Raw genomic sequence first — 23,291 nt, forward strand, 5'->3', positions numbered from 1 at the left:
GCCTATGCGTCCGACGGCCAGATTTTCTTCCCCTAACGGGCTGAACTTTTGTTGATCTCGGGTCAGCTGGCCGTCCGGGCGTCCTACCCTTCAGAGGGTGAAGCAACAGATGTCACTGGAGTCCGACGCCGACCTCCCCGGGGCCGCGCTTCCCGGCACGCTGTCCGAGGCGCTGCGTGCCGAACTGGTCGCCTTCCGGCGCGACCTGCACATGCATCCGGAACTCGGCAACCAGGAGTTCCGTACGACCGCCGCGATCAAGGCACGCCTCGAGAAGGCCGGCCTGAAGCCGCAGGTGCTGCCCGTCGGGACCGGGCTCGTATGTGACGTCGGGGCCGACGGCGGGCAGTGGCGCGGCGGGGCCCCCATGCTCGGCTTCCGGGCCGACATCGACGCCCTGCCCATCCCGGACGCCAAGACCGAGTGCCCCTACCGGTCCACCGTGCCCGACCGGGCGCACGCCTGCGGGCACGACGTACACACGACCGTGGTACTCGGCACCGGGCTCGTCCTCGCCGAACTGCACAAGCAGGGACTGCTGCCGCGGCCCGTGCGGCTGGTCTTCCAGCCGGCCGAGGAGGTGCTGCCCGGAGGTGCCGCCGACGCCATCGACTGCGGGGTGCTCGAGGGGGTGGAGCGGATGATCGCCGTGCACTGCGACCCCAGGGTCGACGCCGGGCTGATCGGACTGCGGGAGGGCCCCATCACCTCCGCCTGCGACCGGCTGGAAATCGCCCTGGACGGGCCCGGCGGGCACACCGCCCGGCCCCATCTGACGACCGACCTCGTCACCGCCGTCGCCCGCGTGGTGACCGACGTGCCCGCCCTGGTCGCCCGGCGCATCGACACCCGCAGCGGGCTCGCCGTGACCTGGGGGCGGATCGAGTCGGGGCACGCACCGAACGTCATCCCGCAGCACGCCGAGCTCTCCGGAACCGTGCGCTGTCTGGACCTCGACGCCTGGCGGCAGGCGCCCGACATCGTGCATGCGGCGATCGACGAGGTGGCCAATCTGCACCGGGCCAAGTCGGAGATCAACTACGTGCGAGGCGTTCCCCCCGTCGTCAACGAGGCCGAGACGACCGAGCTGCTGCGCGAGGCCATGACCGCGCGGCGCGGGGCCGACTCCGTCGAGGGGACCGACCAGAGCCTCGGCGGGGAGGACTTCTCCTGGTATCTGGAGCAGGTGCCCGGCGCCATGGCCCGGCTCGGCGTGCGCACGCCCGGCGAGCGCACGGTGCGCGATCTGCACCAGGGCGACTTCGATGTCGACGAGTCCGCCATCACCGTCGGCGTGGAGCTCTTCACCGCGGCGGCGCTGGTCCACGGCGGTCGGTAGGCCGGTCGTTCAACGTCGTTCTCCTCCGGTTGCGGCCCGTCAGGAGTGGGGGCAGCCTGGTGCGCGTAGTGATCAGAGATGCCCTTCACCGCGCCGGGATCGCCCCAGGTGCACACCATTCGAGCCGGTGGTTCACAAGGTCGTAACCGGCCACCGGCACGAATGGATAACGGCCACGCAGAAGCCCGTTCCCAGGAGTGTCTACGCGCGTTAATGTGCGCCGAACCGAGCACCCACTGCGGGGCTTTGGAGAATGGGGAACTTCAGATGCGTCGGATATCCAAACTGACCCGCGTCGCGGTGGGGGTCGCGTCGCTCGCACTTGCCGCCACGGCCTGCGGTGGCACCAGTGGTGACAGCGGCGACGAGTCCAAGGAGAACCTGGGCCTCGCCATCGCGTACGACATCGGCGGCAAGGGCGACCAGTCCTTCAACGACGCCGCGTACGCCGGTCTGCAGAAGGCCGCGAAGGAGTTCGGCTACAAGACCGCCGACATCGAGCCCACCGAGGGCGAGACCGACGCCGACAAGGAGCAGCGCCTGGCCTCCCTCGCCAGGCAGGGCTACAACCCTGTCATCGGCGTCGGCTTCGCCTACGGGCCCGCCATGCAGGCCGTGGCCGAGAAGTACCCGGACACCACGTTCGGCATCGTCGACTCGGTCGTCGAGGGCGACAACGTGGCCTCCCTTGTGTTCGCCGAGGAGCAGGCCTCCTACCTCGCCGGTGTCGCTGCTGCCAAGGCCACCAAGACCAACACCGTGGGCTTCGTCGGCGGTGTGGACATTCCGCTGATCCACAAGTTCGAGGCCGGTTACAAGCAGGGCGTCGCGGAGACCAACCCGGACGTCAAGGTCGTCTCGCAGTACCTGACGCAGACCGCCGAGGAGGGTGGCTTCTCCAGCCCGGACAAGGGCAAGGCCGCCGCCGAGGGGCAGATCGAGAAGAAGGCCGACGTCGTCTACCAGGCGGCCGGTCTGTCCGGGCAGGGTGTCATCGAGGCCGCGGCCAAGGCCAAGGTGTGGGCGATCGGGGTCGACTCCGACCAGTACCAGCAGGAAGCTCTCTCGGCGTACAAGAACTACATCCTCACCTCCGCGCTCAAGGACGTCGGCGGTGCGGTGTACACGCTGGCCAAGTCCGTGGAGGACGGTAAGCCGCTGACCGGTACCCAGACCTTCGACCTGAAGGTGGACGGCGTCGGACTGTCCGAGAGCAACCCGGAGTTCGCGAAGATCGCCGGTCTTCAGGACGCCGTGAACAAGGCCAAGGAAGGCATCATCGGCGGCTCCATCAAGGTCAAGACCGAGTAGCCGTCGTACGCGGGTGGATCGGTGAGAAGCGGGTGGGCGTGTTCGGCGTCCGCCCGCTTTCTGGTGTGCGGGTGCCTGCGGCGCTTGTGCGGGATGCCTGCGGCGGCCTGTGCGGGTGCCTGCGGCGGCCTGTGCGGGTGCGTGGTGGTGCGGGTTGCGCCTGTGGCTTCGTTGTGGGTCGGGGCCGCGGCAGGGGGGGTCCGTCCTCGGTCTTCCGGGCTGGTTCCTTTCGGGGTGCCGGGCGTTTTCGGCAGCCGCTGCGGGCGGACACCCCCCGGCACGTCCCCTTCCCGCCGTGGGCGGCTGCGCATCACCGAGTGCCACGTTCCGTTTGCAGGCGGCAAGGCCGTGACCTGGGGTGCGGGTGGTATTGGCCACGGGCGGATAACAAGGTGGACAGAAGGGGTTTTCAGGCAGGTCTACGCGCGTTAATCTGCGGCGAAGCCAGCGCCGAAGCTAAACCGTCCGGCGCTTGTACGACAGGAGCACCACACATGCGCCGGGTTTCCCGCATCGCGGTCGCAGGCGCAGCGACCGCATCCCTCGCCCTCGCTCTGTCCGCCTGCGGCGGCACCTCGACCGAGGGTTCGTCCTCCGGGTCGGGCGACAAGGGCCTCGCCATCGCCTACGACGTCGGCGGCAAGGGCGACCAGTCCTTCAACGACGCCGCATATGCGGGCCTGGAGCAGGCGAAGAAGGAGTTCGGCTACGAGACGGCCGACATCGAGCCCACCGAGGGGGAGACGGACGCCGACAAGGCGCAGCGTCTGTCGTCGCTGGCGAAGCAGGGCTACAACCCGGTGATCGGTGTCGGCTACGCGTACGCGCCGGCCGTCAAGGAGGTCGCGGAGAAGTATCCCGACACCACCTTCGGCATCGTCGACGACGCGCAGGTCCAGGCGGACAACGTGGCCGACCTGGTCTTTTCCGAGGAGCAGGCCTCGTATCTCGCCGGGGTCGCTGCCGCCAAGAGCACCAAGTCGAACGTTGTGGGCTTTGTGGGTGGTGTGGATATCCCGCTCATTCACAAGTTCCAGGCGGGCTTCGAGCAGGGCGTCGAGGACACCAGTGGTGGCAAGGTCAAGGTCGTCTCGCAGTACCTGACGCAGACCGCGGAGGAGGGCGGCTTCTCCAGCCCCGACAAGGGCAAGACCGCCGCCGAGGGGCAGATCGAGAAGAAGGCCGACGTCGTGTACGCGGCGGCCGGTCTGTCCGGTCAGGGTGTGATCGAGGCCGCCGCCGCCAACAAGGTGTGGGCGATCGGTGTCGACTCCGACCAGTACCAGCAGGAAGCCCTCGCCAAGTACAAGGACTACATCCTGACCTCGGCGAAGAAGGACGTCGCCAAGGCGGTGTTCGGCCTGGCGAAGTCGGTCGAGGACGGCAAGCCCGTGACCGGTATCGTCAAGGGCGATCTGAAGACCGGCGAGGTCGGGCTCGCGGACTCCAACCCGAAGTTCGCGGACGACGCCGAGCTCCAGGAAGCCATCGAGACGGCCAAGGAGAAGATCATCAGCGGCGAGATCAAGGTCAAGAGCAGCTGACAGGGCAAGGGGGTGTCTCATGGATCAGGCCGGCTCCAAGTGGCAGCGCCTGATAACGCGCTGAGCGGGATCTGGTGCGTGCAGCTGCAAGGCGGAGGAGGGAGTCGGCGACTGACGACAACGCGGCAGATGTGCGTGCCAGGGCCCGCGACGCCGGCAGGATCCATGAGACGCCCCCTTGGACTTCGAGCAGTCAGTAACCGCGGGGTTACGTCCGCTCAACGGGGTACGGGGAGGCTGTCTCCCTGTACCCCGTTGTCTCGGCGCGTCGCCCCTTTGTATGCCGTAGGGGCGCTACGCGCGTAGACGACCCCCGTCCCCAGGAGAGTGCGCCATCAACGCGTCCAGCAGCCCTCCGGCCGGAGCGGCGGTCAACGGTCAGGCGACCGCCGTCGAACTCGCCGGGATCACCAAGCGTTTCCCGGGCGTCGTGGCCAACCACGACATCCACCTCAGCGTCCGCAAGGGCACCGTCCACGCCCTCGTCGGCGAGAACGGCGCCGGCAAGTCGACGCTGATGAAGATCCTCTACGGCATGCAGAAGCCGGACGAGGGCACGATCACGATCGACGGCGAGCAGGTCACCCTGCACAGCCCCGCCGACGCCATCGCCCGCGGCATCGGCATGGTGCACCAGCACTTCATGCTGGCCGACAACCTCACCGTGCTCGAGAACGTGGTGCTGGGCAGCGAGAAGCTGTTCGGCATCGGTGCCCGGGCCCGCCGCAAGATCAAGGAGATCTCCGAGCGGTACGGCCTCGGGGTGCGGCCCGATGTTCTGGTCGAGGAGCTCGGCGTCGCCGCCCGCCAGCGTGTGGAGATCCTCAAGGTTCTGTACCGGGGTGCCACCACGCTGATCCTGGACGAGCCCACGGCCGTCCTGGTGCCGCAAGAGGTGGACGCACTCTTCGACAACCTGCGCGAGCTCAAGGCGGAGGGCCTGTCGGTCATCTTCATCTCCCACAAGCTGGGCGAGGGGCTGTCCGTCGCGGACGAGATCACCGTCATCCGGCGCGGTACGACGGTCGGTACGGCCGTCCCCGCCGAGACCACCCCGCGCCAGCTCGCCGAGATGATGGTCGGCAGCGAGCTGCCCACGCCGGAGACCGCCGAGTCCACGGTCACCGACCGCCCCGTCATCACCGTGGAGAAACTGCGCCTGGAGGCGGCCGGCGGCAAGGCCCTCCTGGACGACATCAGCTTCACCATCCACGCCGGCGAGGTCCTGGGCATCGCCGGCGTCGAGGGCAACGGCCAGACCGAACTGGTCGACGCGCTGATCGGCCTGCGCCATGCCGACTCCGGCACGATCCGGCTCGCCGACGAGGAGATCACCGGCTGGGCCACCCGTAAGCGCCGCGAGCAGGGCGTCGGCTACATCCCCGAGGACCGGCACCGGCACGGCCTGCTCCTGGAGGCCCCCCTCTGGGAGAACCGCATCCTCGGCCATGTCACCGAGCGGCCCAACGCCAAGGGCGTATGGCTCGACCCGAAGGCCGCGCAGGCGGACACGCGCCGCATCGTCGAGGCGTACGACGTCCGCACCCCCGGCATCGACGTCACCGCCGCCTCTCTGTCCGGCGGCAACCAGCAGAAGCTGATCGTCGGCCGCGAGATGAGCCACAAGCCGCGCTTCCTGATCGCCGCGCACCCGACCCGCGGTGTGGACGTCGGCGCGCAGGCCGCGATCTGGGACCACATCCGTGAGGCCCGCCACGAGGGCCTGGCCGTGCTGTTGATCTCCGCCGACCTGGACGAGCTGATCGGCCTGTCCGACACGCTCCGGGTGATCTACAACGGCAAGCTGGTCGCCGACGCCGACCCGGCCACGATCACTCCCGAGGAGCTCGGTTCGGCCATGACCGGCGCCGCGACCGGACACCTCGAACACGAAGAGACCCCCGAGTCCGGCAAAGACGAGGCCCGCTGATGAAGAAGTTCGACAAGGAGCGTGTGCTCCTCGCCGTGGCCGGACCGGTCATCGCGCTCGCTGTGGCCTTCGTGCTGAGCGCGATCGTGCTGATCGCGTCGGGCAAGAACCCGGTCGAGCCGTTCGCCGTGATGTTCGAGCAGGCCGGTTTCTCCGACATCCAGGTCCTGATCATCAACCAGGCCTCGATGTACTACATCGCGGCGCTCGCGGTCGCCATCGGCTTCCGGATGAACCTGTTCAACATCGGCGTCGACGGCCAGTACCAGCTCGGCGCCATGCTGGCCGCGATCGTCGGCGCCCACATGAACCTGCCGGCCGCGATCCAGATCCCGCTGCTGCTCCTGACCGCCATCTGCACCGGCGCCTTCTGGGCCGGCATCGCCGGTGTCCTCAAGGTCACCCGGGGCGTCAGCGAGGTCGTCGCGACCATCATGCTCAACGCGATCGCGACCTCCGTCATCGGCTACCTGTGGCTGCCGACCGTCTTCGGCGTCAAGGTCGGCAACAACAACACCACCGGCGAGATGCACGAGTCGGGCTGGGTGCCCGGCATCGACATGGGCGCCGCCGGCGAGATCTACGGTCTGGTCGTCCTCGCCGTACTCCTCGGCATCGGCTACTGGGTCGTCCTCAACCGCACCCGCTTCGGCTTCGACCTGCGCGCCTCCGGCGCCTCGGAGACCGCCGCCGCGGCCAGCGGCGTGGACCCCAAGCGCATGGTCCTCACCGCGATGCTCATCTCCGGCGCCATCGCCGGACTCGCGGGCCTGCCGATCCTGCTCGGCGACACCCACACCTACAGCCTCAACTTCCCCACCGGCATCGGCTTCCTCGGCATCGGCATCGCCCTGCTCGGCCGTAACAGCCCCGTCGGTATCGCCTTCGCCGCCCTGCTGTGGGCGTGGCTCGACAAGGCCTCGCCCGAGCTGGACTTTCACGGCTACGACAAGGAGATCGCGGTCATCATGCAGGGCCTGATCGTGCTGTCGGTCGTCGTCTCCTACGAGGCCGTACGCGAATGGGGTCTGCGCCGCCAGCAGCGCCGGGTCGGCGCCGAACTGGCCGCCGGTCACGTCCTCGGCGCCCACAACACCACGAAGGAGGTGGCTGGCCGATGACCACCGCGACCGACGTCAACCAGCCCACGCTGCAGCCCGCGGCGCCGACCGGCCGCCGGATGTCCTGGCCGGTGCTGCTCCTGGTCATCGCCGGAGCCCTGGCGCTGACCTCGATCGTCCGCATCATCACCGGCGCCGACGGCATCACCAACGTCAGCCAGATGTCCACCGCGCTCCAGCTCGCCGTGCCGATCGGCCTCGCCGGTCTCGGCGGCCTCTGGGCCGAGCGCGCGGGCGTCGTCAACATCGGCCTCGAGGGCATGATGATCCTCGGCACCTGGTTCGGTGCCTGGGCCGGATTCCAGTGGGGCCCGTGGACCGGTGTCCTGGTCGGCATCATCGGCGGTGCGATCGGCGGCCTGCTGCACGCCTTCGTGACCGTCACCTTCAACGTCAACCACATCGTCTCCGGTGTGGCGATCAACATCCTCGCCCTCGGCGCCACCCGCTACCTCGCGCCCCTCGCCTTCGAGGGCCACCCGGGCGGCTCCGCCAAGCAGTCCCCGGCGGTCGAGTCCCTCGGCAACTTCACGGTGCCGGGCCTGTCCGACGGCCTCAGGGACCTCAACAACCAGGGCTGGTTCCTGATCTCCGACATCGCGGGCCTGCTGGGCGGCCTGGTCACCAACGTCTCCTGGCTGACCCTGATCGCCGTCGCGCTCGTCCCGGCGACCTGGTGGATCCTGTGGCGTACGGCCTTCGGCCTGCGGCTGCGCTCCTGCGGCGAGAACCCGGTCGCGGCCGAGTCCCTCGGCGTGAACGTCTACAAGTACAAGTACCTGGCCGTGATCATCTCCGGCGGCCTGGCCGGCCTGGGTGGCGTGTTCCTCTCCATCGTGGCCAACCCCTTCTACCTGGAGGGCCAGGTCAGCGGCCGTGGTTACATCGGTCTCGCCGCGATGATCTTCGGTAACTGGATGCCGGGCGGACTCGCCATCGGCGCGGGCCTGTTCGGCTACACCGACAGCCTCAACCTGCGCGGCGGCTCCGAGAACGTCCACGCACTGCTGCTGCTCGGCGCGCTGCTGCTGATCATCGGCGCGATCTGGCTGGCGGTCCGGAAGAAGTACGTCCAGGCCGTGATCACGCTGGTCGTCGGCGCCCTGGTGTTCGCCTGGTACGCCGGCACCAACGAGGTCCCCAACCAGGTCGTCTCCGCCACGCCGTACGTCATCACGCTGGTCGTCCTCGCCCTGTCGGCGCAGCGGCTGCGGATGCCGAAGGCGGACGGTCTGCCCTACCGGAAGGGACAAGGCAAGTGACGCCCGCGGTCGACTGGGACGCCCTGCGGGAGGTGGCGCGCGAGGCCATGAGCCACGCCTACGCCCCCTACTCGGGGTACCCGGTCGGCGTCGCGGCCCTCGTCGACGACGGCCGCACGGTCACCGGCTGCAACGTCGAGAACGCCTCGTACGGCCTCGGCCTGTGCGCCGAGTGCGGGCTGGTCTCGGAACTGCAGCGCACCGGGGGCGGCCGCCTCACGCACTTCACCTGCGTGGACGGCCGGGGCGAGATCCTCGTCCCGTGCGGCCGCTGCCGACAGCTGTTGTACGAGTTCGGCGGCCCCGACCTGCTGCTGGAGACACCGGCGGGCATCCTGCCGCTGTCGGAGATGCTGCCGCAGGCCTTCGGGCCGGGGCACCTCCGCTCGTAACTCCCGTACGGCCCCTGGGACTTGACTCGCAGGGGCCGTACTCTTCGCAATCCCCGGAAGGAAAGCCAGCCATGGCCATGGACGTCATCTCCGTCATCCGCACCAAGCGGGACCGCGGTGAGCTCAGCGACGAGCAGATCGACTGGGTCATCGACGCGTACACCCGCGGCGAGGTCGCCGACGAGCAGATGTCGGCCCTCGCGATGGCCATCCTGCTCAACGGCATGAACCGGCGGGAGATCGCCCGCTGGACCGCCGCGATGATCGCCTCCGGCGAGCGCATGGACTTCTCGTCCCTGTCCCGCCCGACGGCGGACAAGCACTCGACGGGCGGCGTCGGCGACAAGATCACCCTCCCGCTGGCCCCGCTGGTGGCGGCGTGCGGTGCGGCCGTCCCGCAGCTGTCGGGCCGGGGGCTCGGCCACACGGGCGGCACGCTGGACAAGCTGGAGTCGATCCCTGGCTGGCGGGCGCTGCTCTCCAACGAGGAGATGCTGTCCGTACTGGACGGTGTCGGCGCGGTGATCTGCGCGGCGGGCGAGGGCCTGGCCCCGGCGGACAAGAAGCTGTACGCACTGCGCGACGTGACCGGCACGGTGGAGGCGATCCCGCTGATCGCCTCGTCGATCATGTCGAAGAAGATCGCGGAGGGTACGGGCTCGCTGGTCCTGGACGTCAAGGTGGGCACCGGCGCCTTCATGAAGACGCTGGACGACGCGCGCGAGCTGGCGTCCACGATGGTCGGCCTCGGCACCGACCACGGCGTGAAGACGGTCGCGCTCCTGACGGACATGTCGACGCCGCTCGGCCTGACGGCGGGCAACGCACTGGAGGTCCGCGAGTCGGTGGAGGTCCTGGCGGGCGGCGGGCCTTCCGACGTGGTGGAGCTGACGCTGGCCCTGGCCCGCGAGATGCTCGACGCGGCGGGCGTCCGCGATGCCGACCCGGCGAAAGCGCTGGCCGACGGCTCCGCGATGGACGTCTGGCGCCGCATGATCGCGGCCCAGGGCGGCGACCCGGACGCCCCGCTGCCCACGTCGAAGGAACAGCATGTGGTGAAGGCGGCGATGTCGGGTGTCCTGACCCGCCTCGACGCCTACGACATCGGCATCGCCGCGTGGCGCCTGGGCGCCGGCCGTGCCCGCAAGGAGGACCCGGTGCAGGCCGCCGCGGGCGTCGAGCTGCACGCCAAGCCGGGCGACACGGTGAAGGAGGGCCAGCCACTGCTGACGCTCCACACGGACACGCCGGAGCGCTTCGCGTACGCGCTGGAGGCGGTCGAGGGTTCCTACGACATCGCGGCGCCGGGCACCGACTTCACGGCATCGCCGGTGGTACTGGAGCGCATCGCCTGAGCTGCGCCCGCGGCCGGAGGCCGCTGGTGTCACGGCTCCTTCGGACGGGATCGGTGCGGCGGCACCGGCCATGAACTCCCCGATGAGTTACGGCCGCCCCGGCGGTCTACCGCTCGTGGACGCCATGACCCCCGCCGAAATCGTGCTGGCCGGCCCCGTCACCCGAGAGCAGGTGACAGGGCTGTGCGATGACGTGCGGGGATTGTTGGAGGCCAGTGGGGCCTCGGTCGTGGTGTGTGACGTCGGAGGGCTCGGGCCGCCGGGCCTGGCCGCCGTGGATCTGCTGGCGCGGCTGGAGCTGGCGGCCAAGCGGGCCGGGGGGCGGATCCGGTTGCGGGATCCCGATCCTGCCCTACACGCCCTCCTCGACCTGGTCGGCCTCCGCTTCGAGATGGAGGGGCAGCCCGAACAGCGGGAACCAGCGCTTGGTGTCGAGGAAGCAGTGGAACCCGGTGATCCGGCCGTCTGAGACCTCCAGCACCTGCACCGCCCACGGAGTGAAGCCGTCCGACTCAGGATCCGGCTTGTAGTGGGCGAAGCCCGGCAGGCCGTTGGCATGGACGGGCCGCAGGCGCGAGCCCGCGCAGGCGGCGCCGAGGGTGGCCATGAAGCCGGTGATGTCCGCCGGGCCGCGCAGCCACAGGTCGAACGGCGGCATCGTCATGACGGCGTCCTCGTGGAGGAGGGCCGTGAGCGCCGTCATGTCGTAGCCCTCGAAGGCTGCGACATACCGCTCCAGGAGCTTCTGCTGCTCCTCGTCCAAGGGGTCGGAGACCGCCGCCTCGGCGCCCTTGTCCTCCCGCTCCGCGAGGGTCGCGCGGGCCCGCTGCAGGGCGCTGTTGACCGACGCGACCGACGTGCCGAGGAGTTCGGCGACCTCGCTCGCCTTCCAGGCCAGCACCTCGCGCAGGATCAGCACCGCCCGCTGCTTGGGCGGCAGCTGCTGCAGGGCCGCCATGAAGGCGAGGCGCACCGACTCCTTGGCGACCGCCGCCTCGGCCGGGTCGTCGGTCGTGGGCAGCACGCGGGCGTCCGGCATCGGCTCCAGCCAGGTGTGGTCGGGGCGGGGGGACAGGGCCGCCTGGGCGAGTGGCGTCGACTCGGAGAGATCCATCGGCCTGGCCCGCTTGTTGCCCGCGTTCAGCATGTCCAGACAGACGTTCGTCGCGATCCGGTAGAGCCAGGAGCGGATGCTGGAGCGCCCCTCGAACTTGTCGAAGCTGCGCCAGGCACGGACCAGGGTGTCCTGCACCGCGTCCTCGGCCTCGAAGGAGGAGCCGAGCATGCGTTAGCAGTAGCCGGTCAGCTCGACTCGGTGCTTTTCCAGTGTGGCGTCGAGGTCCGTTGTCGTCGCCGTGCCGTTGCTCATCGTCCACCCACCCCTGTGGCCGTCCTGCGGTGCGCCTTTGCGCCCAGCACTTCGGAAGCTACCGCAGGGCACTGACAATGGCCCCCGGAGTGGGAAAAGGGGCAGGTCAGATGGGGCGGGTGGGAGATGCGTGGCGTTGCGCTGAGCCAGGGGGTGGGTCGCGCAGCCCGGCGCTGGCGGGGTGCCTCCCCCCACTCTCGGCTTCGCTCGAGCGGGGGGACCCCCATCGCCCACCCGTGCCGCCCCAGCGGCACGACTGCCCGCGGCCTGACGTGCAGACGCGGTCCCGCAGTCGCGCACGGCGGGAAGGGGACGTGCCGGGGGTGCCCGCCCGCAGCGGTTGCCGTGAACGCCCGGCACCCCAACAAGAAACAGCCCGGCAGACCGAGGACGGACACCCCCCCGGCGCGGCCCCGGCCCACCCCTGACAGAAGGCGCGACAGCAACCACGCACCACCCGCGCAGGCCGCCGCAGGCATCCCCCCGCCTACGCCACCCGCGCAGCCACCCGTGCCGCCCGCGACCCCAGCACCGTGATCCCCACAACTCCCACCACCGCCAGCAGCCCGACCCCAACGGTCCCGGCCCAGCCGCCCGCGTGGAAGGCCATGGCCCCCACCGTGCTGCCCGCGCTGGACCCGACGTAGTACGCCGACTGGTACAGCGCCGCAGCCTGGGCGCGGCCCCGCGTGGCCGTCTTGCTGACCGCCGAGGACGCGACCGCGTGACCGGCGAAGAAGCCCGCCGTGATCAGGACCAGACCCAGCAGGACCAGCGGCAGCGATCCCGCCAGGGACAGCAGCAGGCCCGTCGCCGTGGTGCCGCCCGCCAGGTAGAGCGCGCCCCGGCGGCCCAGTCGGCCGACCAGCCGGCCCGCGGCCGACGCCGACACCGTACCGACCAGGTAGACCAGGAAGATCGAGCCGACGATGCCCTGCGGGAGCGAGAACGGGTCCTCGGTCAGGCGGTAGCCGATCACCGTGTAGACGCCGCCGAAGACCGTCATGAACAGGGCGCCGATCGCGTACAGACGGCGCAGCAGCGGGTCGGCGAGGTGGGCGCGGACCGTGCCGGCCAGGACACGCGGGCGCAGCGAGCCCGGCGTGAAGTGCTTCGGGGCCGGGAGCAGGAGGCGGAAGGCGATCGCGCAGGCCACGGCGACCGCTCCGAGGACGCCGAGCGCGACCCGCCAGCCCCACTCCTGCGCCACCCAGCCGGTGATGACCCGGCCGCTCATCCCGCCGACGCTGTTGCCCGCGACGAACAGCCCGATCGCGGTGACCAGCGCCCTGGGCCGGACCTCCTCCGCAAGATACGCGGTCGCCGACGCCGGCAGCCCGGCCAGCGCCGCGCCCTGCACCGCCCGCAGTGCCACCAGCGCGCCCATCGAGGGAGCGAAGGGGACCAGCAGGGCGACCGTCACCGCGACCGCCAGCGACGCGGTCATGACCGTACGCCGTCCGAAGCGCTCCGACAGGGCGCTCATCGGGAGGACGAACAGCGCCAGAGCGCCGGTCGAGGCTGCCACCGTCCAACTGGCCTCGCTCGCGGTCACGCCGAAGTCCCCCGACATCAGGGGGAGCAGAGCCTGCGTGGAGTAGAGGAGCGCGAAGGTCGCGACGCCCGCGAGGAAGAGGGCGAGGCTCATCCGGCGGTAGCCGGGCCGCCGGGGGCCATGCGCGAGTCGGTGACGGGGGTGTCGGGGACAGAGGCAGCGGCGCCCACGATCGTGGACGCCCCGGTATCGGCGGGGTTCATGCCTCGAACCTAAGGACCCGACCATTCATCCGTCCAATGCATGGAATTGTCATAATCGTTCCCATGAAGCATCAGCAGAGGTCACGGGCGCGACTGTCACCAAGCAGTGACACAGAAGACATCGTTGCGCTGCTCGCGCCGCGCCTGGCTCACTTCGCGGGAGTCGCCCGCACCGAGCACGTCACCCGGGCCGCGCAGGAGATGAACGTCCCTCAGTCGACCCTCTCGCGCGCCATGGTGCGCCTCGAACAGGACCTGGGCGTCGACCTGTTCGCCCGGCGCGGCCGGACCGTGTCGCTGACGACCGCCGGCCGGACCTTCCTCGCCTCCGTCGAACGCGCCCTCGCCGAGATCGAGCGGGCCGCCGAGGAGGTGCGCGCCGACGCCGACCCGGCCACCGGGAAGGTCGCCTTCGGGTTCCTGCACACCATGGGCGCCGAGACCGTGCCCGGCCTGCTGCACGCCTTCCGGGCCGACCATCCGGGGGTCCGCTTCAGCCTCGTCCAGAACTACGGCGAGGCGATGCTGGAGCGGCTGCGCGCGGGGGAGCTGGACCTGTGTCTGACCTCGCCCGTCCCGGACGCCCCCGACCTGGTCGCCCGCCGCCTCGACGAACAGAAGCTGCGCCTCGTCGTCCCGGCCGACCACTGTCTGGCCGGCCGTCGGCGGATCCGGCTCGCCGAGGCCGCCGAGGAGATGTTCGTGACCCTGGAACCCGGCTACGGCATGCGCCGGATCACCGACGACCTGTGCCAGGAGGCCGGTTTCAAGCCGCGGATCGCCTTCGAGGGCGAGGAGGCGGAGACGCTGAGGGGGCTCGTCGCCGCCGGTCTCGGGGTCGCGCTGCTGCCGCCGCCGGCCGTGCCGCGTCCAGGCGTCGTCGAGCTGACGGTCACCGCCCCGCGCGCGGCGCGTGAGATCGGCGTCGCCTGGCTGGACGGCCGCCCGGACACACCCCCGGTGGCGGCGTTCAAGAAGTTCCTGCTGTCACGACGCGGCCATCTGCTGCCCGACTGAGCCGTCCTGTCACCCTCGGGCGAAGTCGGCGGTCGGGCCCTACCGCCGCAGCGACCGGCCGAACCCCGCGGCCAGCGGCATCCGCAGCCCCAGCGGCGGCGGTGCGGCGAGCGCGTCCTGGACCGGACGCGAGAGGGGGTGCCCGAACAGCGCTCCCATGGTGAAGTCCTCGGCAAGGGCCAGTACTTCGTCGCGGTGCTGGTGCAACCCGTGCCGGTCGGAGTGGACTTCGAAGCGGCAGACGTCCCGGTTCACCTTCTTCGCGCGGGCCGCGTACCGGAAGGACAGCTCGGGGTCGGTGCGCTCGTCGTTGGTGCCGTGCACGATCAGCACCTGTCGGCCGACGAGCTGTTTCACCGGTTCGGGTGGCGCCGCGACATCGTCCTCCGGCAGCCAAGGGGCGAGCGCCAGCACGGAGTCGACGGCCTCGTGGCCACCCGCGTGCAGCGCGGCCCGCCCGCCCATGTCGATGCCGGCCAGGCAGACCGGGACGTCGCCGTAGCGCCGTACCGCTTCGTCGGCCGCCCAGGAGGCGTCCCGGGCCAGATGGGCCTCGTTGCCGTTCCAGCCGCGGTAGCGGTAGTGCACGACGTGCGCGACCAGGCCCTCGTCGTGGCCGGCGCGCACCAGGCGGCGCCCCAGCCCCCGTACGGATGCGGCCGCGAGCAGGGGGGACGGCCGGCGGGCGGAGACCTCGTCGCCGCCGGGGAGCAGCAGCACCACCCCGTTCACCGCCGTCGGTTCCGGACCGAGCGCCCGCCCCAGCCGGGGCGCGCGGACCGGCGTCACTTCCTGTGCCATGACAGAACAGTGTCAGAAGTGCCGGTGTACACCACCCGTCCGCACGGTCACCGTTACGTATCGACGGTTTCGTGCAACCGGCGATCTACGCGCGTAGGAGTTAGAGTGCGGAAATGACGAGCCAGACTGACCGGATGAGGCACACCCCGAGCCCGGACCAGATCCGCCGGGCGCCCAAGGTTCTCCTGCACGACCACCTCGACGGCGGGCTGCGCCCCGGCACCGTCGTCGAACTCGCCCAGAAGACGGGCTATCAGGGACTCCCCGATTCTGACCCCGACAAGCTCGGCCTCTGGTTCCGCGAGGCCGCCGACTCCGGATCCCTGGAGCGGTACCTGGAGACCTTCTCCCACACCGTCGGCGTCATGCAGACCCGCGAGGCCCTCGTCCGGGTCGCCGCCGAGTGCGCCGAGGACCTCGCCGAGGACGGCGTCGTCTATGCCGAGGTGCGGTACGCCCCCGAGCAGCACCTGGAGGGCGGGCTCACCCTCGAGGAGGTCGTCGAGGCCGTCAACGAGGGCTTCCGGGAGGGCGAACGGATCGCGCGCGCCAACGGCCACCGTATCCGCGTCGGCGCCCTGCTCACCGCCATGCGGCACGCCGCCCGCGCCCTGGAGATCGCTGAACTCGCCAACCGCTACCGTGACTTGGGGGTTGTCGGCTTCGACATCGCGGGCGCCGAGGCCGGCTACCCGCCCACCCGGCACCTCGACGCCTTCGAGTACCTCAAGCGCGAGAACAACCACTTCACCATCCACGCCGGCGAGGCCTTCGGGCTGCCGTCCATCTGGCAGGCCCTCCAGTGGTGCGGTGCCGACCGGCTCGGGCACGGGGTGCGGATCATCGACGACATCGAGGTCGCCGAGGACGGCTCCGTCAAACTCGGCCGGCTCGCCTCGTACGTCCGCGACAAGCGCATCCCGCTGGAGCTGTGCCCCAGCTCCAACCTCCAGACCGGCGCGGCCAACTCCTACGCCGAGCACCCCATCGGCCTGCTGCGCCGCCTGCACTTCCGCGCGACCGTGAACACCGACAACCGGTTGATGTCCCACACCAGCATGAGCCGGGAATTCGAGCACCTTGTCGATGCATTCGGTTACACGCTCGACGACCTGCAGTGGTTCTCGGTCAATGCTATGAAGTCAGCATTCATTCCTTTCGATGAACGACTGGCAATGATCAATGACGTGATCAAGCCCGGATATGCAGAGCTGAAGTCCGAATGGCTGTTCCAGCAGACCGCCTCCACCAGCGGTTCTGCACCTCAGAAGGGCTGATCGGGGACGGTAAATGTGGGCGGGCATTCACAAGCCGTCCGCATTTCGATGTTTGCGGCGCCTGCCCTCGCGTGTTTACGTTCATGGACCGCTCCCCAAACACCGTCATCCCATTTCAAGTCAGTCAAGGACGCAATTCACCATGAAGCAGTCTGCTGCCAAGTCCCTCGGTGTCGCCGCCCTCGGTGCCGCCTTCGCCGCTGCCGGTGCGGGTGCCGCCAACGCCGCTCCGGCCGTCCCCGATGCGACCCAGGCCCTGGACACCGTCACCCAGACGCTGCCGGCGGAGAACGTCTCTCAGTCGCTGCCGGGTGCCGGCAAGACGCTGCCGGGTGCCGGTAAGGCGCTGACGCAGGCGCAGCCCGCTCTCGGCAAGGGCCTGAACACCGTCAAGCCGGACCCCCAGAAGGAGCTTTCGGGCGTGACCGCGCCGGTCACCGGGCTGCTCGGCGGTATGCCGGTGCAAGCCAAGGGGCCGGGCGCCAAGGGCACCTCGCTGAACGGTATCCCGCTGGGCTGAGCACCGGCTTTGTACCTGCCGATGGGGCGCACCCTGGTCCGGGGTGCGCCCCATCGGTTTTTCCCCTGAGGGAGGGGCTTTCACCAGGCCGTCTGCGCCTTGCTCTCCGACGGCAGCAGGATCCACAGCGCGATGTAGAGCAGGAACTGCGGGCCGGGCAGCAGGCAGGACAGCAGGAAGATCACGCGCATCGTCGTCGCGGAGGTGCCGAAGCGCCGTGCCAGCGCTGCGCACACTCCGCCGATCATCCGGCCGCTGGTGGGGCGGGCAAGGCGGGACATGGCGGCTCCTTGGTGAGCGTCGGTGCGAGGCCTCCCCTCGTGGCTGCCTCATCTGCCCGCAACGCTACGCAGACGAACCGGGCAAAGCGTCGCTCTACGGGGCGATGCCGACCCTGGGAATCGTCGGGGTCCGACCCTGAGCCGACTCCTCCCGACGGAGGGCCGGGCCGGCGGACGGGCCGACTCCGAGCGGCGGTGGCCAGTGGCCCGTCCACGAGCTGAGCGGGCTCAGTGAAGTCCGGTGCGGTTCGGCAGCGCCCATGAGGGGCGCGGGGCTGTATCGAATCGACATGCGGCTCCTCCCCCACTCTCGGCTGCTTCCTCACTTTCGGCTGCTCCCCCCACGCTCGGCTTCGCTCGCGACGGGGGGAGCTCCATGAGCGGGGGGACCCCCACCGTGGGCGCGACCAGCCACGACGCACCCGCACGTGGCGTACCGGACTTCCAGCGGAGCGCTTAGTTCGAGCGTGGAGGAGCGTCCAGCCGTAACGCGGAGGAGGACGGCGACGCGACGGGGGTCCCCCCGCTGGAGCGAAGCCGAGCGCGGTGGAGTCGGCGACCGACGACAGCGCCGCCGGGGGCGGGCGTGCCGGCCCCCGCGACTCCGGCCGGGCCCGCCGGCCGACCCCTACGGGAGGCCCGGCGTGGGGACTCCGGCCTGCGACGCAGCCAGTGGCGACCGGCCGGTACGACGACGATGTGGGCGAGGGCCACGCCCACAGTGTTCAGCAGCATCGAGTCGACGTCCACGACCTGCCCCGGCACCCCGGTCTGCAGCAGTTCGATGCCCAGCGAGATCAGCGCCCCGGCGGCCACCGTACGGAGCAGCGAGCCCAGCGGTGACACGGCCAGCCGCCCGCCGGCCAGCGGAAGCAGGACGCCCAGCGGTGCCAGCAGCGCGAGCCCCGCACCGATGCTCCGCGCCGCCTCGGGCCAGCCGAGTGCCAGATCGGCCCGGATACCGGCGAGCGGACGCAGATTGGCGGGCATCACCCAGGGCACATCCAGCGGACGCAGCGTGAACCAGGCGACGAACGCGAGGTGCGCGACCAGGAGGACACCCCCTGTCACACGCATGCGGATCGCGGCGCTGCCGCCCACGGAGCCTTGACGCTGCACGCCCCCCAAGACGCGGCCTTCGGCACCATCGGTTCCGGGATGTCACCCCCTACCCGGGTGAGGCCTGCGCCACACCCGGGTTCAGTCGCCCGTGACCTCCGTCGACGGCGGCTCCACCGAGCCCGGCCGGGAGCGCACCTCGTCCGTGCACTCGTAGCGGCGGGGCTCCTCGGCGCTCGGGCCGCCGAGGATCACCGAGCCGTCGCCTTCGGCTGCCGTCGAGTCGGAGAACGTACACACGATCTGGGCGAGGGCGTACGAGGTGAGCGTCTAGGGGGCGGTGGTGAGGCGCAGCGTGTCCTCGGGGTCCCGGGGGCCGGGCCCGCTCACCGTGATGCCGCCGCGTACGTCCGTGGAGTACCCGGCCTCCTTCTCCCGGGCCGACGGCGCCTTGGCGAGCTCGTCCAGCAGCCCCTGGGCCACCGGCACCCGCCGCTCGGAGTCCGCCGCGCCCTCGGGGACGCGCACGGCCCGGTCGACAGGCACCAGCGACGAGCCGCACAGCAGGAACACCTGCACCGGCATCCCACGCGAGGACTGGGTGGTGATGTCCGCCCCGGTGAGGGAGCAGTGCACCCGCGACGGCGCGGGCCCGAAGTCCGTCGGCACCTCCGTGGCCCGGATCCCGCACCCGGCGAGCAGCCCCGCGAGCAGGGGAAGCGCCAGCAGACGTCCAGCTACCTTCATCAGGCGTCCCCCTTCTCCGAGCGCTCCTCCTCGGCCGCCTGCGCGAGCGCCGAGGCGTCCCGCGGCAGCCGCAACGTGAACACCGCGCCGCCCTCGGGGGAGTTGGCGGCGGTGATCTCGCCGCCGTGGATGTGCGCGTTCTCCAGGGCGATGGACAGGCCGAGCCCGCTGCCCTCGGAACGCGGTCGGGAGGCGCTCGCCTTGTAGAACCGGTCGAAGACATGCGGCAGGACGTCCTCGGGGATGCCGGGCCCGTGGTCCCGCACCCGGATCACGACCTCCTCGTCCGCCTCCCGCACGGACACCCGCACCGGCGAACCGCCGTGCTTGAGCGCGTTGCCGATCAGGTTGGCCATGATCACGTCCAGTCGGCGCGGGTCGAGCCGGGCGTGGATGCCGCGTTCGGCGTCCAGCTCCACCGCGTCGAGCCAGGCCCGCGCGTCGATGCAGGCGGTGATCTGGTCGGCGACGTCGACGTCGTCCGCGACCAGCCGGGCGGTTCCCGCGTCGAAGCGGGTGACCTCCATCAGGTTCTCGACCAGGTCGTTCAGCCGCCGCGTCTCGCTCACCACGAGCCGCACCGCGGGCTCGATCATCGGGTCGATGCCACCGCCCTCGGAGTCCAGCTCCTCCTCCAGCACCTCGGTCACGGCGGTGATCGCGGTGAGCGGCGTACGCAGCTCATGGCTCATGTCCGCCACGAACCGCCGCGACGCCTCGTCCCGCGCGGTCATGTCCGCGACCCGCTTCTCCAGCGCCTCGGCGGCGTTGTTGAAGGTCCTTGAGAGGTCGGCCAGTTCGTCCGTTCCGGACACCCTGAGCCGCGTGTCCAGCTTGCCCTCACCGAGCCGGCGCGCGGCCACGCCGAGGCGGTGCACCGGCTTCAGTACGGTCGTGGCGGCGGCCTGCGCGAGCAGCGCCGAGCCGATCAGCGCGAGACCGGTGGCGATCCCCAGCGACCAGGCCAGCGAGTTGAGGTCCTTCGCCTCCGGCTCCAGCGACTTGAGCATGTACCCGGTCGGCCCGCCCCCGATCACCCGCGTACCGGCGACGAGATACGGCGTGCCGTCATCGACGACCCGCTGCCAGTACAGGTGGTACGGCGACTTGTTGTTCGAGGTCAGCGGCTGCTGCTTGTTGACGGCCTTGCGCAGCGACTTCGGTACGTCCTCCAGCGCGAAGCCGTCATTGAGGCCGCCGGAACTGCCGTACACCGTCCTGCCGCTCGTGTCCTCGGCGACGAGCAGCACGCTGAAACGCTGGCTGCTGCTCGCCATCTGACCGGCGGTGCGCTGGAGTTCGTCCTGGCCGGGATGCTCGGGCAGCGCACCCGCGCGGTTCTCCATCTCCTGCTCGAAGTCCCGCAGCACCGCGTCCTGGGTACGGGTGAGCACGGCCTCGCGGTTGAGCCAGTACGCGATCCCGGACGCGGACACCGCGGCGGTCAGCGCCACCAGCCCGAACACCACGACCAGCCTGAGCCGCAGACTGGTGAAACGCAGCGTCGACAGAACTCCCCTGCGTGCCGCGGCCCAGCCGCGCGTTCCCCCTTGCCGGTCCGTCACTGAGGCGTATCCAGCCGGTAGCCGACACCACGCACGGTACGGATCAGCGTCGGGGACGACGGCACGTCCTCGACCTTGGCGCGCAGCCGCTGGACACAGGCGTCCACCAGCCGCGAGTCACCGAGATAGTCATGCTCCCAGACGAGGCGCAGCAGCTGCTGGCGGGACAGCGCCTGACCCGGCCGCCGGCTCAGTTCGAGCAGCAGCCGCAGCTCGGTCGGGGTGAGCTGGAGGTCCTCGCCGTTCTTCGTCACCGTCATCGCCGCACGGTCGATGACGAGGCTGCCGAACGTCGCCGCGTCGTTCGACTCCCGCTCGCCGCGCCGCAGCACCGCCCGGATCCGCGCGTCGAGCACCCGCCCCTGCACGGGTTTGACGACATAGTCGTCGGCCCCGGACTCCAGCCCGACGACCACATCGATGTCATCGCTGCGCGCGGTCAGCAGAATGATCGGCAACTGGTCCGTGCGCCGGATGCGCCGGCACACCTCGAACCCGTCGATGCCGGGCAGCATCACATCCAGCACGATCAGATCCGGTCGCTGCTCACGCAGCAGCTTCAGACCGTCCTCACCGCTGGCAGCGGTCGCCACGCGGTGTCCCTGGCGCGTCAGTGAGAGCTCCAGGGCCGTACGGATGGCGTCATCGTCCTCGATCAGCAACAGGGAAGGCACGGGCTCATTCTGGCCCATGGTGGGGTGGCGTTTCGACACTCGGGCGACTGCGTAGCCGTACGACTCTTCTGGGTGACCACGCTGTGCTGCTCGTACGCCACGCTGTGTGTCTCGTACGCCATGCTGTGTGTTTCGTGCGCCACGCTGTGTGTCTCGTATGAACGACATACGACCGGCCCCTGTGACAGCTCTGTGACAGTCGGCGGACACGGCCATGAAGGTCCCCGGGCAAGCTTTTGGACACAGCACGGAAGCAAGACGGAGCAGGGCCGAACACCGGCAAGTCCACGACGGGGGGCGCGAGATGAACACGCTGCACGGCACCAGCACCAGCGCAGTGGTCACGCGTCTGCACGACGTGAACGGGGGCCGGGGTTCCGAGAAGTCCGGTGCCGTGAGCGGGCGGGGGTGCGCTCGCGGCACCGGGCGTCAGCACACCGCGTATGCGCAGCAAGGGCTTCAGCCCTACATGGCGGTGGTTGACGGCTTCACGGGGGAAACACACGGGGGAGCCGCGTACGGGGAGGAATCGGGGGAGCGGCGTCGCTCGCTGTCGGAGGCGGAGTTCACCGCCTACGTCCAGGAGCGCCGCGCCTCCCTGTACGCAACCGCCTACCACCTCACCGGCGACCGCTTCGAGGCCGAGGACCTGCTGCAGAGCGCCCTCTTCTCGACGTACAGGGCGTGGGACCGGATCAGTGACAAGGCGGCCGTCGGGGGATACCTGCGGCGGACGATGACCAACCTGCACATCAGCGCGTGGCGGCGCCGCAAGCTGAACGAGTACCCGACCGAGGAACTGCCGGAGACGCCCGGCGACACGGACGCGATGCGCGGCACCGAGCTGCGCGCGGTCCTGTGGCAGGCGCTGGCCCGGCTGCCCGAACTCCAGCGGACGATGCTGGTCCTCCGGTACTACGAGGGCCGCACCGACCCGGAGATCGCGGAGATCCTCGACATCAGTGTCGGCACGGTGAAGTCCAGCATCTGGCGGTCCCTCCGTCGGCTGCGCGAGGACGAGGTCCTCAGCTTCGGCCGTGACGAGGAGGACGCCTTTGGGGAGCTTGTTGCCTGAAGGTTGGGGGGATACGGGGGAGTACCACGGGGGAAGCACCACGGGGGAGCGGGACTGGAGGGCCGGGGGGTCCATCCAGTCCCGCTTTTGTGTGTGGGTGTCGCTGCAGGCGTGTGTGTGGGTGTGTGTGTGTCGCTGCAGGCGCGTGAGTTTCAGGCCGTCGTACGAGCCGTGCACCGGCCGGCCGCCGCGGCCGCCAGCCGGCCCATCGCCTCGTCCTTGTCACAGGCGTACGCCCCCAGCGCGGTCTGCCGGGCCACGATGGACTGCTCGGCGCGCATCAGACGCCAGCCGCGCCGCAGCAGGAAGGGGACCGACTTGCGTCCCTCCTTCAGGTCGCGCAGGAAGCGCCGGCGGAAGGTCCACACCGGGCCACGGCTCAGGCACAATGCGTCGGCGAGGACCCCGAGTTCCCGGCAGTGCGTCACGATCTCGGCGGCGAAGACGCCCTCTGCGATGAACAGCGGGGTCCGGCCGATGTCGACGGTGTCCTCGCCGGTGCGGACACTGAGCGAGATGTCGTACACCGGGACGTTCGTACGGCCCGTGCGGCACAGTTCCTCGATCGCGGCGACGGCCGCGTCCGCGTCCCACGACTCGGGGTGGTCCCAGTCGATGTCGGAGCTCCCTGCCACCAGCGGCAGCGTCGGGTCGGTGCCCTCCTTGTAGAAGTCGTCGAGCCGCAGCACCGGCAGGCCGGAGCGGGCGGAGAGGAGGGACTTGCCGGAGCCGGACGGGCCGCAGAGCAGCACGACCCGGGTGGGTATGGGTGGATGGGAACTCACAGGACACCAGTGTGAGGCATCGCCCGACTCCCGAACGACCCCGCGGGTCGCCTTTGATGCGCGCGTCACACCTCAACTACCCTCTGCATCGACCTGATTACCCAGTGCA

General features: G+C 70.3%; 19 protein-coding genes and 3 pseudogenes. 13 read left to right on the top strand and 9 right to left on the bottom strand.

Features of this window, described 5'->3' with window-relative positions; genetic code table 11:
• Nucleotides 1-109: 109 nt before the first annotated feature.
• The 9 genes from ACTWQJ_RS00815 to ACTWQJ_RS00855 all read left to right on the top strand — a co-directional run bounded on the left by ACTWQJ_RS00815 (nucleotide 110) and on the right by ACTWQJ_RS00855 (nucleotide 10,723).
• Nucleotides 110-1,339, top strand: a complete 1,230-nt coding sequence (locus tag ACTWQJ_RS00815; protein ID WP_443304688.1) for a M20 family metallopeptidase — start codon at nucleotides 110-112, stop codon at nucleotides 1,337-1,339.
• Between the two features lie 267 nt (nucleotides 1,340-1,606).
• A complete protein-coding gene (locus ACTWQJ_RS00820) occupies nucleotides 1,607-2,650 on the top strand; it encodes a BMP family lipoprotein (RefSeq protein ID WP_443304666.1) in 1,044 nt (347 codons plus the stop codon).
• Nucleotides 2,651-3,144: 494 nt separating this feature from the next.
• Nucleotides 3,145-4,194, top strand: coding sequence for a BMP family lipoprotein (locus tag ACTWQJ_RS00825; RefSeq protein WP_443304667.1), 1,050 nt, complete (start codon nucleotides 3,145-3,147; stop codon nucleotides 4,192-4,194).
• 334 nt (nucleotides 4,195-4,528) lie between these two features.
• Nucleotides 4,529-6,124 carry an ABC transporter ATP-binding protein gene (locus tag ACTWQJ_RS00830; RefSeq protein ID WP_443304689.1) on the top strand — a complete coding sequence of 532 codons (1,596 nt, stop codon included), beginning with the start codon at nucleotides 4,529-4,531 and terminating at the stop codon, nucleotides 6,122-6,124.
• Nucleotides 6,124-7,245, top strand: a complete 1,122-nt coding sequence (locus tag ACTWQJ_RS00835; RefSeq protein ID WP_409470050.1) for an ABC transporter permease — start codon at nucleotides 6,124-6,126, stop codon at nucleotides 7,243-7,245. The genes ACTWQJ_RS00830 and ACTWQJ_RS00835 overlap by 1 nt, the downstream gene beginning before the upstream one ends.
• Complete coding sequence (locus tag ACTWQJ_RS00840) at nucleotides 7,242-8,507, top strand: ABC transporter permease (protein WP_409470049.1); 1,266 nt, start codon at nucleotides 7,242-7,244, stop codon at nucleotides 8,505-8,507. The genes ACTWQJ_RS00835 and ACTWQJ_RS00840 overlap by 4 nt, the downstream gene beginning before the upstream one ends.
• On the top strand, nucleotides 8,504-8,899 hold the full coding sequence (locus ACTWQJ_RS00845; RefSeq protein WP_385517707.1) for a cytidine deaminase: 396 nt from the start codon (nucleotides 8,504-8,506) through the stop codon (nucleotides 8,897-8,899). The genes ACTWQJ_RS00840 and ACTWQJ_RS00845 overlap by 4 nt, the downstream gene beginning before the upstream one ends.
• A 71-nt stretch (nucleotides 8,900-8,970) precedes the next feature.
• On the top strand, nucleotides 8,971-10,254 hold the full coding sequence (locus tag ACTWQJ_RS00850; protein WP_443304668.1) for a thymidine phosphorylase: 1,284 nt from the start codon (nucleotides 8,971-8,973) through the stop codon (nucleotides 10,252-10,254).
• 82 nt (nucleotides 10,255-10,336) lie between these two features.
• Complete coding sequence (locus ACTWQJ_RS00855) at nucleotides 10,337-10,723, top strand: STAS domain-containing protein (protein ID WP_443304669.1); 387 nt, start codon at nucleotides 10,337-10,339, stop codon at nucleotides 10,721-10,723.
• Here ACTWQJ_RS00855 and ACTWQJ_RS00860 read toward each other — a convergent pair.
• A pseudogene (locus ACTWQJ_RS00860) lies at nucleotides 10,607-11,623 on the bottom strand (sigma-70 family RNA polymerase sigma factor). The gene ACTWQJ_RS00855 and the pseudogene ACTWQJ_RS00860 overlap by 117 nt on opposite strands.
• A 487-nt stretch (nucleotides 11,624-12,110) precedes the next feature.
• A pseudogene (locus ACTWQJ_RS00865) lies at nucleotides 12,111-13,381 on the bottom strand (MFS transporter).
• 63 nt (nucleotides 13,382-13,444) lie between these two features.
• On the opposite strand from ACTWQJ_RS00865, the gene ACTWQJ_RS00870 reads away from it, so the two are divergent.
• Complete coding sequence (locus tag ACTWQJ_RS00870; RefSeq protein ID WP_443304670.1) at nucleotides 13,445-14,398, top strand: LysR family transcriptional regulator; 954 nt, start codon at nucleotides 13,445-13,447, stop codon at nucleotides 14,396-14,398.
• Between the two features lie 39 nt (nucleotides 14,399-14,437).
• Here ACTWQJ_RS00870 and ACTWQJ_RS00875 read toward each other — a convergent pair whose 3' ends face one another.
• The gene (locus ACTWQJ_RS00875; RefSeq protein ID WP_443304671.1) at nucleotides 14,438-15,199 is read right to left on the bottom strand and encodes an alpha/beta hydrolase; all 762 of its coding nucleotides are present in this window, start codon (nucleotides 15,197-15,199) and stop codon (nucleotides 14,438-14,440) included.
• Nucleotides 15,200-15,312: 113 nt separating this feature from the next.
• Here ACTWQJ_RS00875 and ACTWQJ_RS00880 point away from each other — a divergent pair, with 113 nt between their 5' ends.
• Nucleotides 15,313-16,476 carry an adenosine deaminase gene (locus ACTWQJ_RS00880; protein ID WP_443304672.1) on the top strand — a complete coding sequence of 388 codons (1,164 nt, stop codon included), beginning with the start codon at nucleotides 15,313-15,315 and terminating at the stop codon, nucleotides 16,474-16,476.
• Between the two features lie 142 nt (nucleotides 16,477-16,618).
• Nucleotides 16,619-16,996, top strand: coding sequence for an ATP-binding protein (locus tag ACTWQJ_RS00885; RefSeq protein WP_443304673.1), 378 nt, complete (start codon nucleotides 16,619-16,621; stop codon nucleotides 16,994-16,996).
• 80 nt (nucleotides 16,997-17,076) lie between these two features.
• Here the strand turns inward: ACTWQJ_RS00885 and ACTWQJ_RS00890 are convergent, their stop codons facing one another.
• The 5 genes and pseudogenes from ACTWQJ_RS00890 to afsQ1 all read right to left on the bottom strand — a co-directional run bounded on the left by ACTWQJ_RS00890 (nucleotide 17,077) and on the right by afsQ1 (nucleotide 21,322).
• Entirely contained in the window at nucleotides 17,077-17,277 is a 201-nt protein-coding gene (locus ACTWQJ_RS00890) for a PspC domain-containing protein (RefSeq protein ID WP_385263609.1), read from the bottom strand.
• A 456-nt stretch (nucleotides 17,278-17,733) separates the two neighbouring features.
• Nucleotides 17,734-18,396 carry a VanZ family protein gene (locus ACTWQJ_RS00895; protein ID WP_443304675.1) on the bottom strand — a complete coding sequence of 221 codons (663 nt, stop codon included), beginning with the start codon at nucleotides 18,394-18,396 and terminating at the stop codon, nucleotides 17,734-17,736.
• Between the two features lie 81 nt (nucleotides 18,397-18,477).
• Nucleotides 18,478-19,083, bottom strand: a pseudogene (locus ACTWQJ_RS00900) (hypothetical protein).
• Nucleotides 19,083-20,648 carry an ATP-binding protein gene (locus ACTWQJ_RS00905; RefSeq protein ID WP_443304676.1) on the bottom strand — a complete coding sequence of 522 codons (1,566 nt, stop codon included), beginning with the start codon at nucleotides 20,646-20,648 and terminating at the stop codon, nucleotides 19,083-19,085. The pseudogene ACTWQJ_RS00900 and the gene ACTWQJ_RS00905 overlap by 1 nt, the downstream one beginning before the upstream one ends.
• Complete coding sequence (gene afsQ1, locus ACTWQJ_RS00910; RefSeq protein ID WP_208117166.1) at nucleotides 20,645-21,322, bottom strand: two-component system response regulator AfsQ1; 678 nt, start codon at nucleotides 21,320-21,322, stop codon at nucleotides 20,645-20,647. The genes ACTWQJ_RS00905 and afsQ1 overlap by 4 nt, the downstream gene beginning before the upstream one ends.
• Nucleotides 21,323-21,626: 304 nt before the next feature.
• On the opposite strand from afsQ1, the gene ACTWQJ_RS00915 reads away from it, so the two are divergent.
• Nucleotides 21,627-22,397 (top strand): SigE family RNA polymerase sigma factor, encoded by a 771-nt coding sequence (locus ACTWQJ_RS00915; protein WP_443304677.1) that lies wholly within the window; start codon nucleotides 21,627-21,629, stop codon nucleotides 22,395-22,397.
• A 152-nt stretch (nucleotides 22,398-22,549) separates the two neighbouring features.
• On the opposite strand, the gene ACTWQJ_RS00920 is transcribed toward ACTWQJ_RS00915, so the two are convergent.
• A complete protein-coding gene (locus ACTWQJ_RS00920; RefSeq protein ID WP_443304678.1) occupies nucleotides 22,550-23,251 on the bottom strand; it encodes a uridine kinase family protein in 702 nt (233 codons plus the stop codon).
• Between the last annotated feature and the right edge of the window lie 40 nt (nucleotides 23,252-23,291).

The organism is Streptomyces sp. KR55 (genome assembly GCF_052245645.1).
GTDB lineage: Bacteria > Actinomycetota > Actinomycetes > Streptomycetales > Streptomycetaceae > Streptomyces > Streptomyces flavusporus.

Excerpts from the sequence above, each read along its gene's own strand:
- ACTWQJ_RS00815 (WP_443304688.1), top strand. The coding sequence starts at position 110 with ATGTCACTGGAGTCCGACGCCGACCTCCCCGGGGCCGCGCTTCCCGGC.
- ACTWQJ_RS00820 (WP_443304666.1), top strand. The coding sequence starts at position 1,607 with ATGCGTCGGATATCCAAACTGACCCGCGTCGCGGTGGGGGTCGCGTCG.
- ACTWQJ_RS00825 (WP_443304667.1), top strand. The coding sequence starts at position 3,145 with ATGCGCCGGGTTTCCCGCATCGCGGTCGCAGGCGCAGCGACCGCATCC.
- ACTWQJ_RS00835 (WP_409470050.1), top strand. The coding sequence starts at position 6,124 with ATGAAGAAGTTCGACAAGGAGCGTGTGCTCCTCGCCGTGGCCGGACCG.
- ACTWQJ_RS00840 (WP_409470049.1), top strand. The coding sequence starts at position 7,242 with ATGACCACCGCGACCGACGTCAACCAGCCCACGCTGCAGCCCGCGGCG.
- ACTWQJ_RS00850 (WP_443304668.1), top strand. The coding sequence starts at position 8,971 with ATGGCCATGGACGTCATCTCCGTCATCCGCACCAAGCGGGACCGCGGT.
- ACTWQJ_RS00855 (WP_443304669.1), top strand. The coding sequence starts at position 10,337 with ATGAGTTACGGCCGCCCCGGCGGTCTACCGCTCGTGGACGCCATGACC.
- ACTWQJ_RS00870 (WP_443304670.1), top strand. The coding sequence starts at position 13,445 with ATGAAGCATCAGCAGAGGTCACGGGCGCGACTGTCACCAAGCAGTGAC.
- ACTWQJ_RS00875 (WP_443304671.1), bottom strand. The coding sequence starts at position 15,199 with ATGGCACAGGAAGTGACGCCGGTCCGCGCGCCCCGGCTGGGGCGGGCG.
- ACTWQJ_RS00880 (WP_443304672.1), top strand. The coding sequence starts at position 15,313 with ATGACGAGCCAGACTGACCGGATGAGGCACACCCCGAGCCCGGACCAG.
- ACTWQJ_RS00885 (WP_443304673.1), top strand. The coding sequence starts at position 16,619 with ATGAAGCAGTCTGCTGCCAAGTCCCTCGGTGTCGCCGCCCTCGGTGCC.
- ACTWQJ_RS00890 (WP_385263609.1), bottom strand. The coding sequence starts at position 17,277 with ATGTCCCGCCTTGCCCGCCCCACCAGCGGCCGGATGATCGGCGGAGTG.
- ACTWQJ_RS00915 (WP_443304677.1), top strand. The coding sequence starts at position 21,627 with ATGAACACGCTGCACGGCACCAGCACCAGCGCAGTGGTCACGCGTCTG.